Below are 17699 nucleotides of genomic sequence, written 5' to 3'. Positions count from 1 at the left end.
CATTTTTAAACTTAAGTTTAAATTAAGCTTCAGTTTCTAATTCAGCATATTCAGCTAATTTATCAGCAACTGCTTGGTGAATTTGACTAGGACTTTGGCCCAGCATTATTGCTAAAGCATCATCTATTTTTTCGATACTATAAAGATTAAATTGGCCTTCATTAATTGCTGTAATTACTTTTTGCTCTAACATTAAATTATCCAAATTACGCTGAGGTATAATAACTCCCTGCTTCCCAGTTAAACCTTGGGCCTCACATACTTTAAAAAAGCCCTCAATTTTTTCATTAACTCCACCAATTGGCTGCACAACACCTTTTTGATTCATAGAACCAGTTATTGCTATATCTTGTCGAATTGGCTGTTCAGCTAAAGAAGAAAGTAAAGCAACTACTTCAGCACAAGTTGCACTATCTCCATCAACTCCTCCATAACTTTGTTCAAAGGCAATAGAAGCAGTCAAACTCAAAGGAGCTTCTTGGGCATATTTACCACCTAAATAACCTGTTAAAATCATAACACCTTTACTGTGAATTCTTCCACTCATTTTTGCTTCTCTTTCAATATTAATTACCCCATCTTGGCCTAAATAGCTCCGAGCTGTAATTCGAGCTGGACGACCAAAACTATAATTGCCTGCCTGATAAACAGAAAGTCCATTGATTTGTCCAATCTCTTGACCACTTAGATCTAATAATAAATGATCTCGATCAATTTGTTCCTGAATTTTTTCTTCTAATAAATTTGAGCGTCTTTCTTTTTCTGCAATTGCTTTTTGAACTGAATTAAGACTAACAATTTTCTCATTAAAGCTATTTGACCAAACATCTGCTTCATACAAAATTTCTATAATCTTATTAAATTTTGTTGATAATTTATTCCGATCTCGACTTAATCTAGAACTAAAATCAATCATTTTAGCAACTGCCTCAGCACTAAAATCTTTTAAATCTTCTCTTTTAATTATAGAAGCAATAAAATTTGCAAATTTAGTTATATTTTCTTTGTTTCTCTCCATTTTCGTATCAAAATCAGCTTTTATCTTAAATAATTCCGCAAATTCTTCATCATAATTATAAAGCAAGTGATAAATATATGCTGAACCAATCATAATTACTTTTAGATTTAAATCTAAAGCTTCGGGTTTTAAAGTAATAATTGGGATACTCCTATATTGTTCACCAATATTTTCCACAGCTATTTCTTGGTTAATCAAAGCTCTTTTTAAAGTATTCCAACAAAAGGGGTTATTTAATAAATCTTTAGCCTGAATAATTAAAAAACCTCCATTTGCCTGATGAAGAGAACCACTTTTAATCATTGTAAAATTTGTTGTAATTGTTCCAAATTTACTTTCACCTTCAATTTTTCCAAATAAATTATAATAAGTAGGATTTTTTTCATAAACAACTGGTGCACCTTCAGTTTTATTATTATCAACAAAAATATTTATTTGGTAACGAATAAAAAAATTGTCTTTATCTTGCTTTTGCATTGCTGCTAAAGGATTTTGTTGTTCTTCTTCATTTTTGCGAAAACGATTAATATTATCGGCTATATCTGCTTGCACATCTTCTAAATATTTTTTAACAGCTTTTGATTCTTGATATTTATCTTTTAAATGACAAATAATAGGTTGAACAACTGAAATTCCAATTTTCTTTTCTAAGGCTTCTAATTCTGATTGAGCTTGAGCCTTAATCGAGCGAATTTTTCGCATAACCTGATCCATTTCATTTTGTATTTTTTGGCTTTCACTTCGAATTTCCTCTTTTTTTTCTTCAGCTAAATCCTGAAAATCTTCTCTAGAGATTGCTTCTCCTTCTTCATCAATCGGCACTGGAATTAAGCCTTGAGCAGTGTTTTTTAAACTAAATCCCTTGGCCCGAGCTGATTCTTCAAACTCCTGCATTAGTCTATTTGATTCAGGCTGATATTCATTTAAAATTTCCTTTTTTTCCTGTTCATATTCTTCACCTTCAAAAGCCCTTGGTATTTCTGTTTTTAATTCTTCTATACTTTTTTTCATATCAGTTTTTAATTCAGTTCCCATCCCAGCTGGAACTTTCATTAATTTTGGTTTTTCTTTTTCAGCAAAATTAAAAACATAAAGTATATCTTGGGGCTTATCTAAACTAGCAGCCTTTTTTTGAGCCATATTTTCGGCATAAGTTGATTTTCCAGTTCCAGATTCTCCTGCCATAAAAATATTATAGCCACATTTATTAACTCTCATTCCAAAATCAAGCGAATCTGCTGCTCTTTGTTGACCAATTATTTTTTTATCAGTTGAACTAAGCTCTGCTGTTGTTGTGAAATCTAAATTTTCAGCTTTAAAATTATAATCCAAATCAGAATTCTTAATTTTATATTTGTCCATTTTTTCACTCCTTAATTATTTTTAGAAATCAAAAAAAACAGAATTTTAAAATTATTGCTATATAAATAATTTCTCTAAAAATGTAATCTTTCCTGCTTTCAACTAGAATTGAACTGAATATTATAAATTAACTATTTAGATCAAAAAAGACTTGAACTATGAGCAAAAATAAATTTCCCACTTCCTTTAGCTGCTTTTAGCTTTTGCTCAAAAATTAATTTACCTCTTCTAAAAGTCATAATTGGACAGCCTTTAACTGTAAAATCATGGTAAGGACTTTTTTTGGAAGTAGAATATAAGTTAGCTGCTTTTAATCTTTTTTCTAAATTAGGATCAAAAACAGTTAAATCTGCATCAGTACCAATTTCTAAAGATCCCTTTTCTGGATAAAGACCAAAAATTTTAGCTGGATTAACAGCTAGCATTTCAATCAATTCTCGAATAGTTATTCTATTATTTCTAACTCCAGAACTATATAAAAGAGATAAAATAGTTTCTGTCCCGGGAATTCCAATTAAATTTTCAAAATTAAACCCTGAATCAGCTATTTTTTCTGCTTTAAAATTAAAGTGATTACTTGCTAAAACTTGAAATTCATTTTGACTAACTCCCTGCCATAAAAGTTGATTATTATAGCGTGTTTTTAAAGGGGGAATCATTAAATAAAGTAGAGCTTGACTGCTATTTAAATAAGAATCATCAAGCATCAAATAATGAGGATTAGTTTCTATGTAAATTTGAGCTTTTTTAGCTCTTAAATTTCTAACTGCTTCTAAACTTTCAGCAGCTGACAAATGAACAATGTATAAAGGAATATCAGCTTCTAAGGCTTCATTCCCCAGTTTTTTAATTGCTAAAGCCTCAGAAATACCTGGCCTAATTGCAGTAGTAAATCTTAATTCAGTTAGATTTCTTTTAGAATAAATTTCTTTTAAATCCTGAATCAAATCATTATCTTCTGCATGGACTTGAGCTAAGATTTTTGTTTCGTTTAAACTTTGAAAAAGTTCTTTTCTTTGTTTTTGACTCAGCATATAACCTTCTTTTTGATAAGTAGTAAATAATTTAACGCTGGCTATACCCAAATCTTTTAAATCAACTAAACTTTCAGAAATATTAGAGTTAAAATCAGTTAATATTTGATGAAAACTATAATCAACAATTGAAGCCTTTGCTTTTTCTTTTTGTTTAAAAACTGCTTCTCTAAAATTATTATTTTCAGGAAAATCTATATAATCAATAATTGTAGTAATTCCACCAGCTGCTGCCTCTAAGCTAGTTTGGTAAAAATTTTCTTTAACTGAATTAGAATCAGAACTAAAAAAACAATTAGTATTTGCATCAACTAAACCTGGAAAAAGATATTTACCAGCCAAATCTATAACTTCAAGCCCAGCTTGATCTTCTTTAGCAGCAAAAAAACCTCTTTTTTCTTCTCCCGCTATTTTTTCTCCTTCAATTATTAAATCAGATTTTCTAATACCTTTATCATCAACAATTTTAGCATTTTTTAATAATTTTTTCTTCATATTTCCACCTCTGTATTAAACTAATTCGACTACCAGTCTTAAGATTCCTGCACCAAATTGATTAATTTTAAACTAACTAAAAAATTAAGCCTCCAAATAAATTTGGAGGCTTTAGCTTTCAAAACAAAATTTTAGCTTTTAAAAAAAGTATTTAATTTAAAGAAGATAAACTCTAGCTTCATATGGTTTTAAACTGCCTTTTAAACTGAATTTATTTTCTGACTGGTAATTAGTTAGCAATAATTCTGCCTGATTTACAGACAATTCAGTCCTTAAATCAAAAACAGCTGCTTGAGAACTAAAGTTTAAAAGTACTAATAAATTATTTTTTGAGCCTAAACGTTGATAAGCATAAATATCTGGATGTTCTGCTAATAATAGTTTATATTTCCCATAAGCAAAAACTGGATATTTTTTTCTTAAAGCAATTAGTTTTTGATAGTATTTAAAAATCGAATCTGAAGCTGCCAGTTCTTTTTCAACATTAATCTCTGGATAATTACTATTTAATTTTAACCAAGGTTTAGTTTCTGAAAATCCAGCATATTCTTCTTCATTCCAGGGCATAGGAGTTCGAGCATTGTCCCTAGTTCTATAATTTGCAATTTCTAAAATTTCAGCTTGGCTTAAGTTCCCTTTTGCCTGTTCTTCTCTAATTTTAGCTCTGGTTTCAATATCATCAAAATCTGCCAAAGAGTCAAAATTAATATTAGTCATTCCGATTTCTTCTCCTTGATAAATAAAAGGAGTTCCTCTTAAAGTATGAAGCATAGTTCCTAACATTTTAGCAGATTCTCTTCTATATTGACCATCATCTCCATAGCGAGATACAATCCGGGGTTGATCATGATTACAAAAATAAAGACTTGTCCAACCATTATTTTCTTGTAATTTGAACTGCCAATCACTCATTAAATCCTTCAGCTCTTTTAATTTCCAATCAGATATTTGAGCCCAACCCTCTTTACTATCAAACTCTAAATGTTCAAAAGGAATAATCATCGAAAATTCTTTTCTTTCTGCTTTGACAAAATTTAGAGCTTCATCTTTATCTACAAAGGGAGTTTCTCCAACTGTCATAGCTTGATATTTATTATAAGTTTTAGCTGCCATTTCTTGGATGAATTCATGAACTCGAGGTCCATTAGCAAAATATTCATGACCTCTAAGTCCTTCTTTTTTGCCATCTGGAAAATCTTGGTCTTTAGAAATTAAATTAATTACATCTAGTCTAAAACCATCGACTCCTTTTTCTAACCACCAGTTGATAATCTCATAAATTTTTGCTCTTAATTCTTGATTTTCCCAATTTAAATCAGGCTGTTTTTCGGAAAAAAGGTGGAGATAATATTGCTCAGTCTGTTGATCATATTTCCAGGCTGAACCACCAAAAAATGACTGCCAATTATTAGGTGGACCACCATTTTTACCATCTCGCCAAATATAATAATCACGATAAGGATTATCTTTACTTTGACGTGACTTTTGAAACCAATGATGTTCATCTGAACTATGATTTAAAACTAAGTCCATAATTAATTTAATATTATGCTCATCTAAAACTTGCATTAATTCTTCTAAATCTTCCATTGTTCCAAATTCATCCATTATAGCTTTATAATCACTAATATCATAACCATTATCATCGTTTGGAGATTTATAAACTGGATTTAACCAAATAGCATCAACCCCCAGTTGATCTAAATAGTCAATCTTTTCTATTATTCCTCTCAAATCACCAATTCCATCTTGATTACTATCATTAAAACTCCGAGGATAAATTTGATAAACTACCGCTTCTTTCCACCACTTTTTATTCATTTTGGCCTCCCTTTTTTTAAGCAGTTTCTCTTTTAATTAATTTTAATTCTAATTCTGTCTGATAAAAATTATTAAGCTCACCTCTAATTGCTTTTAATAAAACCTCAATTGACAGATAACCTAATTTGTACATTGGCTGCCATACAGTAGTTATTTTCAAATACTCTGCTAACTCTATATTATCATAGCCAACTACAGCTATCTCAGCTGGAACTTTAATGTTTTTTTCTTTTAAAGCTTCTAAAATTCCAATTGCTTGATTATCAGAAGCTGCAAATACAGCAGTTGGCCAATTAGCTTGGGGTAAATCTAAAATTTCAAGCATTAACTTATAGCCTGATTCAGTCTTGAAATCACCAAATTTTAATAATTCTGGTTCTAAGACTAGGTCATTTTTAGCTAAAATGTTTTTAACTCCTTTGAGCCTTCTAATTCCATGCTGGCTAGTTTGAACTCCATTTATAAAAGCAATTTTTTGATGACCTTGAGCCAGCAAATATTGAATAGCCATTTCTGCTCCTTTTAAATCATTTAAATAAATAGAATGAAAATCATCATTTTTCTCATCTGCTAAAACAATTGGTATTTCTTCTGCTAATAGCTGCTGATAATCTTCTTCTCCAATATCCATAGTAACAGCTACAATTCCATCTACTTTTTTGCTGTGAACAATATCCAAAATTTTATCTAACATTGCTTGATCTTTATCAATTTTATACAAAATCAAATCAATTTTTTCAGCTTCTAAAGCAGCCTGAATTCCTTTTAAAACCTCTACAAAAAAGTGGTCTATAAAAGTAGGCACTATAATTCCTATTGCATTTGCTTTTTGACTCGCCAAATTTTGTGCTAGCTTATTTGGCCGATAATTTAATTCTTTAATCACCTCTAAAACTTTAGTTCTAGTTTCAGTCTTAACCTTTGGACTATTATTTAAAACCCGAGAAACTGTACCAATTCCGACTTCAGCTTTTGCAGCCACATCATAAATATTTACTTTATCTTTTGCCATAACTTAATTATCCTTTCACTGAACCTCTCATTACTCCACTAATTATTTTTTTCTGAGCTATAATATAAACCAGAAGCATTGGCAGTAAAGCCAAAATATAAGAAGCAAAAGCAAGACTATAATTTGTACTAAATTGTGATTGAAAAACATGCTGAACTAAGGGCAAAGTCATTTTAGAACGGTCACTAATCATCAATAAAGGAAGTAAAAAATCATTCCAGGCCTTTAAAGCTGTTAAAATAGCAATTGTTGCATTAATTGGTTTTAAAACTGGAAAAATTATTTTCCAAAAAATTTGCCAAACATTAGCCCCATCTATAATAGCTGCTTCTTCTATACTTCGAGGTAAAGATTTAATATAACCAACGTAAATAAAAATATTTAATGGTAAAGCGTATACTATATATAATAATATAAGACCATTAAGATTATCAAGTCTTAAAATTGCCATTTCTTTAACAATTGGCAGCATTATTAAAGGAAAAGGAATAAACATTGCACTAATAAAATAATAATAAAGAAATTTAAAATATTTTTTATCCATATTTCTGGCAATAGCATAAGAAACCATAGAGTTAACAATTAAAACTACTGCTACTGTTGGCAGAGTAACATAAACACTATTTTTTAAGCTCTCAAAATAATTTGTCATTTTAATAGCCTGCAAATAATTAGAAATTTGGATTGAATCTGGAATAGCTAAAATAGACCGATTTAATTGTTCCGGGTTTTTTAAAGACACTATAAAAGCCATATATAAAGGAATAATTATTAGTAAAGATCCTATTAATAATAAGCCTGTAGCCCACCAATTTATCTTTTTATTCATTAGTAACCCTCCTCACGTTTTTGTAGTACTTTAATTTGGAAAAAGGAGACAGCTAAGACTATTACTAAAAAAATTACTGCATTTGCACTTTGATAAGCAAATTCTCCTCCCATAAAACCACCATTATAAATTAATAAAGTTATAGATTCAGTAGCTCTACCTGGACCACCTTCTGTTAAAGCCATTATATGGTCAAAAACCATTAAAAAGCCCCGCATTGAAATTACAATATTAATTGTAAAAAAGGGAGCAATTAAAGGAAAAGTAATATGTTTAAACTGATTCCAAGTCCCAGCTCCATCAATTTTAGCAACTTCATATAATTCATCTGGCACAGTTTGTAAACCTGATAAATAAAGTAAAATATTAAAACCACTAGCATTCCAAACTGCCAGAATAACTACTCCAATCCAAGCTAAATCGAGGTTACCTAAAATATTTTTAGATAATAAATCTAAACCAAATTTTGAGCCAAGTTGTGGAATAATAAAAGTAAAAATATGATTAAAAATATAACCAATTACTAAAATACTTAACATATAAGGTACAAAATAAATTGCTCGAAAAGTATTTTTAAATTTTATTTTAGCATTTAAGCCTAAGGCAACTAAAAGGCTTAAAATATTAACTATAATTGTTGCTACAATAGCAAATTTAAAAGTAAAAAGATAAGCATCAAAAGCACGACCATCTTTAAATAAATTAACATAATTTTTTAAACCAACAAAACTATAGCTACCAAAACCTATATAATCTGTAAAACTATAAAAGATTCCTTGTAAAGCAGGTAGAGTATGAAAAATAAAAAATAAAATAAAAGCAGGAATTGTCATCCAGTAAAAAACAGCTGAAGTTTTTTTCATCTTTATTACCTCCAGTTAATTTTAAAAGGGATTTACCCTAAATTAGAGAAATCCCTCTTTTTTATATTTATGCTAATTAACGTGATTGAACTTTATTCCATTCTGAATCAAGTTCTTTTAAAAATTGTTCTATATTACCGCGATGAAGAAAACCTTGTAATAAATTAGGAACTTCTATACCAGTAGGATAATAATGATCTGGGAAAGCAGCAATTTTTCCTTTTTCAAAGTATTCTTTTAAATCAACTACTGTTGGATCATTTTGAAATACATTTTTAACAGCTGAAAAAGTTAACTGCTCATTAATATAAAATTTAGCATTTTCTTCTTGTAAAAGAAATTGAATAAATTTCTCAGCCGCTTTGGGATGAGCAGTGTTTTTGCTAATTGTTAAAACAGTATCTACCCCAGAAACAAGTTTATTTTGTTCTTTTTGATTAGTTGCTGGCAGAGCAAAAGCTCCTAAATTCAAATCAGGATTTGCTTTTAAAATTGGATTAATTGCCCATACTCCTTGAATATACATTAAAGATTTGCCTTGAGCAAAAGCTTGATTACCCTGTTCATAGCTAAAGCCAAAAATATCATCTTGACCATAATCAAGTAATTGATACATTTTTTGAGCTACAGCTTGATATCTAGACTGAAAAGTTGTTTTTTTAGCATTTTTTTGCTCAATAAAATTTTCTCCCTGTAAATTTGCAGCTAAAGCATTCCAAGGAATCATAATCGTCCAAGCATCTTTATAAGTTAAATAAAATGGAGTCTCACCATTTTCTTTAATAGTTTCAGCTGTTTTTATAAATTGATCCCAAGTTTTAGGTATTTTTAAACCAAGTTCAGCAAATTTATCTTTATTATATAAAACTGTATTTGCATTTGCTGTATATGGAATGCCATAATTAATCTCATTTTTTTGTAAATCTTTTAACATTTTTCTATAAGCAGCTTGAGTTAAATCTAAGTAAGAAGCCTGATCAAAGTTCATTAAAATTCCAGCATCTGCAATCTGCCCATAGGTAAAATTACCACCTAATCCCATAATATCTGGTATTCTATTGCGAGCTAATCTTGATTTTAAAACTGTTTCTGCATCTGGAACATGATTTTGTTCAATTTTAATCTTAGGATTTTCTGATTCAAATTTTTCAATTAACTTGTCAAAAGTTGCTACTGCTTCTCTTTTGTTTTGAAAAAATTCTAATTCTATTGTTTGAGCTAAAATAGATGAACTAAAACTAAAACAGATAATTAAAATTATTAAAACTAAAGCTAACTTTTTCATTAATAAATCCCCCTCGATTTCTTTTTTGGAACCGCTTCCATAATTATATAAAAATATATATGGAACCGCTTCCACTAAAGTATAGCAATTCAATTTTAAAAAGTCAATAAAAAACCATTGTTTTTGCTAAATTTTCTTAATTTTTAACTTTTATCTTTTTAAACAATAATTAGATAGAAAAAACTCAGGGCAGTTGCCCTGAGTTCTAATAATTTCTTTTTTAATAGCCACCCATCATATAATATTCCATTAAAGCACTATTTTTTAATTTATCGTGTCTCTGATCTGCATCAGCTTTTTGGCTATGCTTCAACTTATCTTTGTGAGTACGCTTGTGCTTAAAAATATTCTTCATTAGTAATGCCCCCTTAATAATTGTGTTAGGGAACATACTCGCTGCACATCTACTTGTTCCAAAAAATATAAACTACCAACCTAATAATCAACTCTGCTACTCACTTTGTTGGATTAATTAGATTATACTACTTTTAAATTATAATGCAAGCTATTTAAGGATATTTTTAAACTAATTTCTTTCCCTCTTTAGTCTGCTAATATTTTAATGGGTTGGTTGAACAAGTGCTTTTTTATCATAACCAATTAAATCTTTGCGTCCAGCCATTTTTAAAGCTTTACGCACTATTTGTTTATTTTCCTTTTTATGATACTGTAATAAGGCTCTCTGCATTTTTTTAGCTTCTCTTGATTTAGCTACATAAATCTCTTCTAATGTCTGAGGATCATAACCACTATAATACATTGCAGTAGCTTTTGTTCCCGGTGTTGGATAAAAATCTTGAACTTGATCAGGATGATGATTAATATCTCTTAGATATTCAGCTAATTCAACAGCATCTTCTAATCTACTTCCAGGATGACTAGAAATAAAATACGGAATTAAATATTGTTCTAAACCAAGTTCCTGATTAACTTGATAAAAAGCATGTCGGAATTGATCAAAAACTTCTATTTTAGGTTTACCCATAGCAGTTAATACTTTTTCAGAAACATGTTCAGGAGCCACTTTAAGTTGACCACTAACATGATGAGCTGCTAATTCTTTTAAATATTGATCACTATTTTGATCTTCTAAAAGATAATCAAACCTAATTCCAGAACGAATAAAAACTTTTTTCACTTCTGGTAAATTTCTAAGCTCTCTTAAAATAGAAAAATATTCTTGATGATCAACCTCTAATTCACCACAAGCAGTAGGAAAAAGACATTCTTTAGTTTTACACATTCCGCGTGAACTTTGAGCTGAACAAGAAGGCTGACGAAAATTAGCAGTAGGTCCTCCGACATCATGAATATAACCTTTGAAATCATCTAGCTGTATTATTTTTTTAGCTTCTTGCAGCAAAGATTCTTTACTTCGAGCAGTAACCATTTTACCCTGATGAAAAGAAATAGCACAAAAAGCACAAGCTCCAAAACAACCGCGAGAGCTCACTAAACTAAATTTAACTTCCTTAATTGCAGGTACTCCACCATCTTTTTCATAAACTGGATGGTAATCTCTTTGATAAGGTAGAGAATAAACATGATCTAATTCTGCTTGAGCTAAGGGTTCAGCTGGTGGATTTTGAACTAAATAACGATTTCCATGCTGCTGAACTAATTGTTGGCCCCGAACTGGATCTTGTTCTAAATATTCTATTTTATGAGCATAAGCATATTGTTTTTTGCTTTTTTTAACTTCTGTCAAAGATGGTAAAAGCTGATAATCATAAAGTGATTCTAACTCATCTGCTATAAAAGCTGTTCCTGGGAGATAATTAATATATTTAATATCTAAACCAGCTTCTAAATTTTCAGCAATTTTTAAAATTTGTTTTTCTCCCATTCCATAGACCAAAAGATCAGCTCTACTATCAAAAAGAACTGAACGACGAACACTATTGTCCCAGTAATCATAGTAAGCAAAGCGGCGTAAACTCGCTTCAATACCACCAATAATAATTGGGATATCTCCATAAGCTTCTCGCAAACGATTACTATAAACTATAGTTGCTCGATCAGGACGATGGCCACTTTCTCCACCTGGAGAATAATTATCATAACTACGTCTATTTTTAGTAACTGAAAAGTGATTAACCATTGAATCCATATTACCTGCTGAAACTAAAAACCCATATCTTGGTTTACCTAATTTTTTAAAATCTCGAGTTGATTTCCAATTTGGTTGAGCAATAATTCCCACTTTAAAACCAGCATCTTCTAGTACGCGAGCAATAATAGCTGTGCCAAAAGATGGATGATCAAGATAAGCATCACCACTTACTATTATAAAATCTAGCTTTTTCCAGCCTCTTTTAGCCATATCTGCCTTAGAAATCACCATAAATTGATCTCTAGGGTTTTCTAATTCTGCTTGAACATTTTTCTTAAAATTATTATTTTTATTTTTCATCTAAGTTATCAATAACTCCTTTATTATTCTAGACCCTTTAAACTGACCATTCTACTAAGTATTATAGCAGAAAAAAAGCTTAATTTCGAATTTAAAAACAAATTAAGGCTTTAAAAAAATTTTGGATTAAGAAACCCCTGTTTATCTTGACTTTTTTAGCCAGATATTTACAGGGGTTTAAAACTAATTATTTTCTTAAATAATCTACTCTCTAGTCTAAGAAGCTAAATTAGCAAAAAGAAAAATACTTATCATATAAATTAGATAAAAAGCTATAGCTGCAGTTGCAATTTTATTAAAAAGCTTAGCTTTAGTTTTTGAAGTAATTCCTGCTTCCATTTCGGCTGCAGTTGGCATTACTTCAGGTAAACCTTTTCTTTTAGCATCAAATTTGTTTAAAGCAATTGTTAAAACTAAGGTTAAAACAAAAGCAATGGTTAATAGAATAACTACTGAATCAATTCCCAAAGCATATAAGACTAAAGTAAAAAGGGTTGAAAAAGCAGCTGTTAAGGCATATGGAATTTGGGAAGTAACATGGTCAATATGATCAGAACCTGCAAAAATTGAAGACATTACAGTTGTATCTGAAATTGGTGATACATGATCACCAAAAATCGCCCCTCCAAATAAAATACCCATCAAAACAGGTACAATACTAAAACCTACTAATTCGTAACCTGTTGAAACAGCAATTGGAGTTAAAATAGCCATTGTTCCCCAAGAAGTTCCAGTAGTAAATGAAATAAACATTGCTGCTAAAAAGATGATTATTGGTAAAGCTCTACCTGGTAAACCAATATTCATTAAAATATTAACAACATATTCTGCAGTTCCAACTTGGTCAGTTGCATGTCCAATTGTCCAAGCTAAAATAATTATAGCTGCTGCAATCACCATTGTCTTAAAACCATCAATTACTGCATCACTAGCAGCACTTAAAGACATTGTTCTATAAAACAAAGAACCAATGAGAGCAAAAAATACAAAAGCAAAAGAACCATAAAGTAAAGAAAGAGCTATATCAGTTTCCTGAAAAGCTTGAGCAATACTAACCCCACTCTGATAGCCTTCTCCTAACCACCACATAGAAAATACACTAACAACTAAAAGGGAAATGATTGGAAGAAAGAAATTAATCAATTTTGGGTTTTTTTGACTCTGTTCTCCTACATCAGTATTGATATCTGATAAAGCTTCTGCTCCATCTTTCATTAATTTACCTTCTTTACGTGAGCGCCATTCTGCATCTAACATTGGCCCATAATACCTTTGAGTAATTGCTATAAAGCCAACCATAAAAAAGGCCAAAAGACAATAAAAATTCCAAGGAATAGAACGCAAAAACACAGCATAAGGAGTAACTCCTATTTGCTGAGCAGTAATTCCAGCAGCAGTAAATCCAGCTGCGATCATTGAAACTTGATAACCAATCCAATTAGAAACAGGCCCAAAAGTTGTTACAGGTGCTGTTGTAGAATCCAAAATATAAGAATGCGCTTCTCTTGAAGTCTTATTTTTCATACTGACATCACGAGTTGCATTACCAGTTACAATCGTACTAGTATAAGAATCAATAAAAATAAACATTCCAATCATCCAGGTTAAAATTTGGGAATCTCGAGAAGTTTTAACTGTATTACCCATCCATTTTTCTAAAGCTAAAACACTGCCTGACTTATAAATTAAAGCAGCTCCAGCTCCCATTAACATAATTAAAATTAAAAATTTGGCATTCCAAGGATCATTAACAGTACCCACAATCCAGCGTAAAGATAATGAAGTCGCTGTGATTGGATTCCAGTTGCTAATAATTAAAGCAGCTGACCAAACTCCAGCAAATAAAGAAATTAATACCTCCCGCGTATACATTGCTAATAAAATAGCTAATAAAGGCGGAATAATTGACAAAAAACCAACAGTTTCTCCACTAATAATAATTACCTCCTTTTTTTATTTTATTATTACTTAAAAATAAAAATTCATGATTTAATTCTATCTAATTTTCAGCTATTTGTAAAGGATTTAGAAGTATTCAAAATTAAACAAAAAAACCCTCCTACTTGAAAATAGGAGGGAATTACTTAAAATCAAAATCTTATTTTTATTTTAAATAAGTTTTTATTCAGCCATTATTCTACCTTCAACTTCTGGTGCAACAGGAGAGTTTGCATCCATATATTCAATTAAAATTTCTTCTAAACCACCAGCTTCACTTAAAATTGGTGCTTCAGCAAACATCTCATAGCCATCTCCACCAGCTTTCATAAAATCATTAGTGGCAACAGTATAGATCTTATTTGGATCTAATTTTTCTCCAGCTACCCAAACTTTTTTAATTCTATTTCCTGGTTCAGCATCTCCGTCAAAACTAAATTTAACTCCAGAAACCTGAGGGAAAAGACCTTCAGTTGCAGGGTATTCAGAAATTCCATGCTCTAAAGCAGCTTTCAGATCAGCACCACTAACTTTTGTTAACATAGCAGTATTACCAAAAGGTAATACAGTGATAACATCACCTTGTGTTACTTCTCCTTTAGCTATAGAAGCACGAATTCCACCACCATTAGTTAAAGCTACATCAGCTTCAAATTTGTGTCTTAAAGCATCAGCTATTAAATTACCAAGATTGGTTTCACCTGTTCTAACATTTCCTCTTGCTCCATTTAGTTCAACTGCTGTTTCACCAACTACCTGAGAAGTAATAACTTCATTAGCCCTATTAATTCGATCAACAACTGTTGAAATTATATAATCTTCTTCAACATCTTTAGTTGCTTCTCTTGGAATTAAATTAGCTTTTAAATCAGTAATTTCACCATCAGCAAAACTTAAATCTACATAACCTAAATATTTAGAATATTCACCTGCCATAACTATCATAGTATCATTTACCATCAGACCACTTTCAACTACATTATGACTGTGTCCATCAATAATTAAATCAATCCCATCTACATTTTCAGCAACCATTTTACTGGTATAATCACTACCTTCACTGATTCCTAAATGAGATAAAGCAATTACAACATCAACTTTATCTTTTAATTGATCAACTGATTTTTGAGCTATTTTAACTGGATCTGCAAATTTTAAACCTTCAACATTTTTTGGATGAGTTTTATAAGCAGTTTCGGGTGTTGCTAAACCAAAAATACCTACTTTAAAACCATCATATTCTTTTATTATATAATCTTTAGTATAAGGAATTTCTTTGCCATCTTCTCTAACTAAATTAGCAGCTAAAAAAGGAAAATTACTCATTTCAGCTAATTCATTTAATCTAGCTTGACCAAAATTAAAATCATGATTTCCTAAAACTAAAGCATCTAGTTTCATTAAATCTAAAATATGACTAATCGATTCACCTTGATTAATATTAGCAATAGTTTGACCATGGAAAGTATCTCCAGCATCTAAAAACATTACATTTTCTTTTTCTCTCCTAGCTTCTTTAATTAAAGTAGCCATTTTGGCATATCCCATACTGCCTGCATAATCATCTTCTTCAACTCGAGAATGAACATCATTTACATGATAAATCCTTAATTCAGCTTCTTTGGCTAAAATAGTAAAAGATAAAACCATAACTAAAATTAAAGTTAATAAAGTAATTGATAATTTTTTGAACTTCACAAATTCCACCTCCGTAGTTTTTTGAAAAGTGTTTCTTTTCTCTCTAAGTATATAATTTGTTATAACTTTGAATTCTCCTGCCTCAAAAAAGAAATTTTTTCTATTATAGGTAATTGTAATTTGTTTAACTGCAGCTGGAATTCTATCTATAAAACTGAAAGTTTTGATTATTTGAAAAAGTAAGAAATATAGTGTATACTATGTATTGGGTTTTAAGATTTTGTTTACTTTAATTAATTAAAGTAAACTAATTAATTTATTAAAGGGAGGAAAAATATGTTAACAAATGACAAAGACTTAAGATTAACAGATCGATTATTGAATCGGATTGAAAGAACGGGTAACAAATTACCACATCCTGTTATTTTATTCTTTATTTTTTCAGTCTGTGTTCTTTTTCTATCTTGGTTTGTAAGTCTCTTCGAAGTAGCTGTTAACCACCCAGGTACTGGAGAAACAATTAGAGCAGTTAACTTATTATCCAAATCAGGAATTAGAAGAATTTTTACTGAAGCTGTTGGTAATTTTACTGGTTTTGCACCTTTAGGTGTAGTTCTAGTAGCAATGCTCGGTGTTGGTGTTGCCGAAAAATCAGGTTTAATCTCAGCTGTACTAAAAAAGACCGTTTTAAGTGCACCAGATAGATATATTACAGCTGTTGTGATCTTTGCTGGTATTATGTCAAACATAGCTTCTGATGCTGGATATGTAGTTTTAGTACCTTTAGGTGCAGTTATTTTTGCAGCCAAAGGTCGACATCCTCTAGTTGGTTTAGCAGCTGCTTTTGCTGGTGTCTCCGGTGGTTTTAGTGCTAACTTATTAATCTCGACTGTAGATCCTTTACTAGCTGGTCTTTCACAGGAGGCAGCACAATTAATAGATCCAGCTTATACTATCCCTCCAACTGTTAATTATTACTTTATGGTTGCATCTACTTTTCTAGTGACAATAATAGGTACTTGGGTAACTGAAAAAATTGTAGCACCTCGTTTTGGTGAATATGAAGGTGACCATGAAGAAACATTAGAAGAAATTACAAGTGAAGAAAATAATGGAATTAAATCTGCTTTGATTTGGCTTGGACTTCTATTAGCAGTTATTTTATTTCTAACTGTTCCTCAAAATGGAATTTTAAGAAATGATCAAGGTAATTTAATTATGGGAGGCAGCCCTTTTGTCGGAGGTATAGTACCTCTAATTACTCTTTTCTTCTTTGTCCCTGGTTTAGCTTATGGTAAAAAAACAGGCTCAATTGAAAATAGTAATGATATAGCAAAATTCCTCAATGAAACTATGGCAGGTATGGGAGGCTATATTACTCTTGCTTTTGCAGCTGGTCAGTTTGTAGCTTATTTTAAGTGGTCTAAATTAGGTACAATTCTAGCTATCGGAGGAGCAGAGTTTCTGCAGTCAATTAATTTTACTGGCTTACCCTTAATTATCTCATTTATTATAGTAGCTGGTTTTATTAATCTCTTTATTGGCAGTGCTTCAGCTAAATGGGCAATTATGGCCCCAGTTTTTGTGCCGATGTTAATGCAGCTGGGCTATTCACCAGAATTTACACAAATGGCTTATAGAATTGGAGATTCAACTACTAATATAATCACTCCCTTAATGTCTTATTTTGCAATAATTATAGCTTTTGCCAAAAAATATGACGATGATATTGGGATTGGTACTTTAATCTCAACAATGGTTCCTTATTCAATAGCCTTTATGATTGGTTGGACTCTTTTATTAATTGTCTGGTTTATTTTCAATCTACCAATTGGTCCAGGTGGAACTATCTTCTATTAAACAAAAATAATTTTTAATATAGAGTAGGACCAGCCTTTCGGCTGGGACCCCTCATCAAACTGCACGTACGGTTCTCCCGTATACAGCTTTCCGTCAGTCGTTGCCCCATCTCAAGGAATAAGTCTTCGTCA

Annotated in this window: 12 protein-coding genes; 1 reads left to right on the top strand and 11 read right to left on the bottom strand. The window is 30.7% G+C overall.

The genetic code is table 11. The annotated features are described in order from the left end of the window. Window positions 1-22 precede the first annotated feature (22 nt). The 11 genes from HPRAE_RS01120 to HPRAE_RS01075 form a co-directional block, all read right to left on the bottom strand. Complete coding sequence (locus HPRAE_RS01120) at window positions 23-2380, bottom strand: Lon protease family protein (RefSeq protein ID WP_014552410.1); 2358 nt, start codon at window positions 2378-2380, stop codon at window positions 23-25. A gap of 140 nt (window positions 2381-2520) precedes the next feature. Beyond that, a complete protein-coding gene (locus HPRAE_RS01115; RefSeq protein ID WP_014552409.1) occupies window positions 2521-3909 on the bottom strand; it encodes an amidohydrolase family protein in 1389 nt (462 codons plus the stop codon). 156 nt (window positions 3910-4065) lie between these two features. Beyond that, window positions 4066-5730 carry a glycoside hydrolase family 13 protein gene (locus tag HPRAE_RS01110; RefSeq protein WP_014552408.1) on the bottom strand — a complete coding sequence of 555 codons (1665 nt, stop codon included), beginning with the start codon at window positions 5728-5730 and terminating at the stop codon, window positions 4066-4068. 16 nt (window positions 5731-5746) lie between these two features. After that, on the bottom strand, window positions 5747-6742 hold the full coding sequence (locus HPRAE_RS01105) for a LacI family DNA-binding transcriptional regulator (RefSeq protein WP_014552407.1): 996 nt from the start codon (window positions 6740-6742) through the stop codon (window positions 5747-5749). 7 nt (window positions 6743-6749) lie between these two features. Then, complete coding sequence (locus tag HPRAE_RS01100; protein WP_014552406.1) at window positions 6750-7571, bottom strand: carbohydrate ABC transporter permease; 822 nt, start codon at window positions 7569-7571, stop codon at window positions 6750-6752. After that, complete coding sequence (locus HPRAE_RS01095) at window positions 7571-8434, bottom strand: carbohydrate ABC transporter permease (protein ID WP_014552405.1); 864 nt, start codon at window positions 8432-8434, stop codon at window positions 7571-7573. Before HPRAE_RS01095 ends, HPRAE_RS01100 begins: the two co-directional genes overlap by 1 nt. Before the next feature lie 76 nt (window positions 8435-8510). Continuing rightward, a complete protein-coding gene (locus tag HPRAE_RS01090; RefSeq protein WP_014552404.1) occupies window positions 8511-9719 on the bottom strand; it encodes an ABC transporter substrate-binding protein in 1209 nt (402 codons plus the stop codon). Window positions 9720-9939: 220 nt separating this feature from the next. Beyond that, entirely contained in the window at window positions 9940-10074 is a 135-nt protein-coding gene (locus tag HPRAE_RS11305; RefSeq protein ID WP_014552403.1) for a hypothetical protein, read from the bottom strand. Window positions 10075-10278: 204 nt separating this feature from the next. Then, complete coding sequence (locus tag HPRAE_RS01085; RefSeq protein ID WP_014552402.1) at window positions 10279-12132, bottom strand: YgiQ family radical SAM protein; 1854 nt, start codon at window positions 12130-12132, stop codon at window positions 10279-10281. Between the two features lie 216 nt (window positions 12133-12348). Further along, window positions 12349-14004, bottom strand: a complete 1656-nt coding sequence (locus HPRAE_RS01080; protein WP_041607107.1) for a Na+/H+ antiporter NhaC family protein — start codon at window positions 14002-14004, stop codon at window positions 12349-12351. Window positions 14005-14253: 249 nt separating this feature from the next. Further along, window positions 14254-15768: a bifunctional metallophosphatase/5'-nucleotidase gene (locus HPRAE_RS01075; RefSeq protein WP_014552400.1), complete on the bottom strand. Its 1515-nt coding sequence runs from the start codon at window positions 15766-15768 to the stop codon at window positions 14254-14256. A gap of 276 nt (window positions 15769-16044) precedes the next feature. On the opposite strand from HPRAE_RS01075, the gene HPRAE_RS01070 reads away from it, so the two are divergent. Then, the gene (locus HPRAE_RS01070; RefSeq protein ID WP_014552399.1) at window positions 16045-17568 is read left to right on the top strand and encodes an AbgT family transporter; all 1524 of its coding nucleotides are present in this window, start codon (window positions 16045-16047) and stop codon (window positions 17566-17568) included. The last annotated feature ends 131 nt before the right edge of the window (window positions 17569-17699 follow it).

Source organism: Halanaerobium praevalens DSM 2228 (assembly GCF_000165465.1).
In the GTDB taxonomy this organism is placed as follows: domain Bacteria; phylum Bacillota; class Halanaerobiia; order Halanaerobiales; family Halanaerobiaceae; genus Halanaerobium; species Halanaerobium praevalens.
The sequence above is the reverse complement of the archived record's forward strand: the minus strand, read 5'-3'. Positions and strand labels throughout refer to the sequence as shown.

Excerpts from the sequence above, each read along its gene's own strand:
- HPRAE_RS01120 (WP_014552410.1), bottom strand. The coding sequence starts at position 2,380 with ATGGACAAATATAAAATTAAGAATTCTGATTTGGATTATAATTTTAAA.
- HPRAE_RS01115 (WP_014552409.1), bottom strand. The coding sequence starts at position 3,909 with ATGAAGAAAAAATTATTAAAAAATGCTAAAATTGTTGATGATAAAGGT.
- HPRAE_RS01110 (WP_014552408.1), bottom strand. The coding sequence starts at position 5,730 with ATGAATAAAAAGTGGTGGAAAGAAGCGGTAGTTTATCAAATTTATCCT.
- HPRAE_RS01105 (WP_014552407.1), bottom strand. The coding sequence starts at position 6,742 with ATGGCAAAAGATAAAGTAAATATTTATGATGTGGCTGCAAAAGCTGAA.
- HPRAE_RS01100 (WP_014552406.1), bottom strand. The coding sequence starts at position 7,571 with ATGAATAAAAAGATAAATTGGTGGGCTACAGGCTTATTATTAATAGGA.
- HPRAE_RS01095 (WP_014552405.1), bottom strand. The coding sequence starts at position 8,434 with ATGAAAAAAACTTCAGCTGTTTTTTACTGGATGACAATTCCTGCTTTT.
- HPRAE_RS01090 (WP_014552404.1), bottom strand. The coding sequence starts at position 9,719 with ATGAAAAAGTTAGCTTTAGTTTTAATAATTTTAATTATCTGTTTTAGT.
- HPRAE_RS11305 (WP_014552403.1), bottom strand. The coding sequence starts at position 10,074 with ATGAAGAATATTTTTAAGCACAAGCGTACTCACAAAGATAAGTTGAAG.
- HPRAE_RS01085 (WP_014552402.1), bottom strand. The coding sequence starts at position 12,132 with ATGAAAAATAAAAATAATAATTTTAAGAAAAATGTTCAAGCAGAATTA.
- HPRAE_RS01080 (WP_041607107.1), bottom strand. The coding sequence starts at position 14,004 with ATGTATACGCGGGAGGTATTAATTTCTTTATTTGCTGGAGTTTGGTCA.
- HPRAE_RS01070 (WP_014552399.1), top strand. The coding sequence starts at position 16,045 with ATGTTAACAAATGACAAAGACTTAAGATTAACAGATCGATTATTGAAT.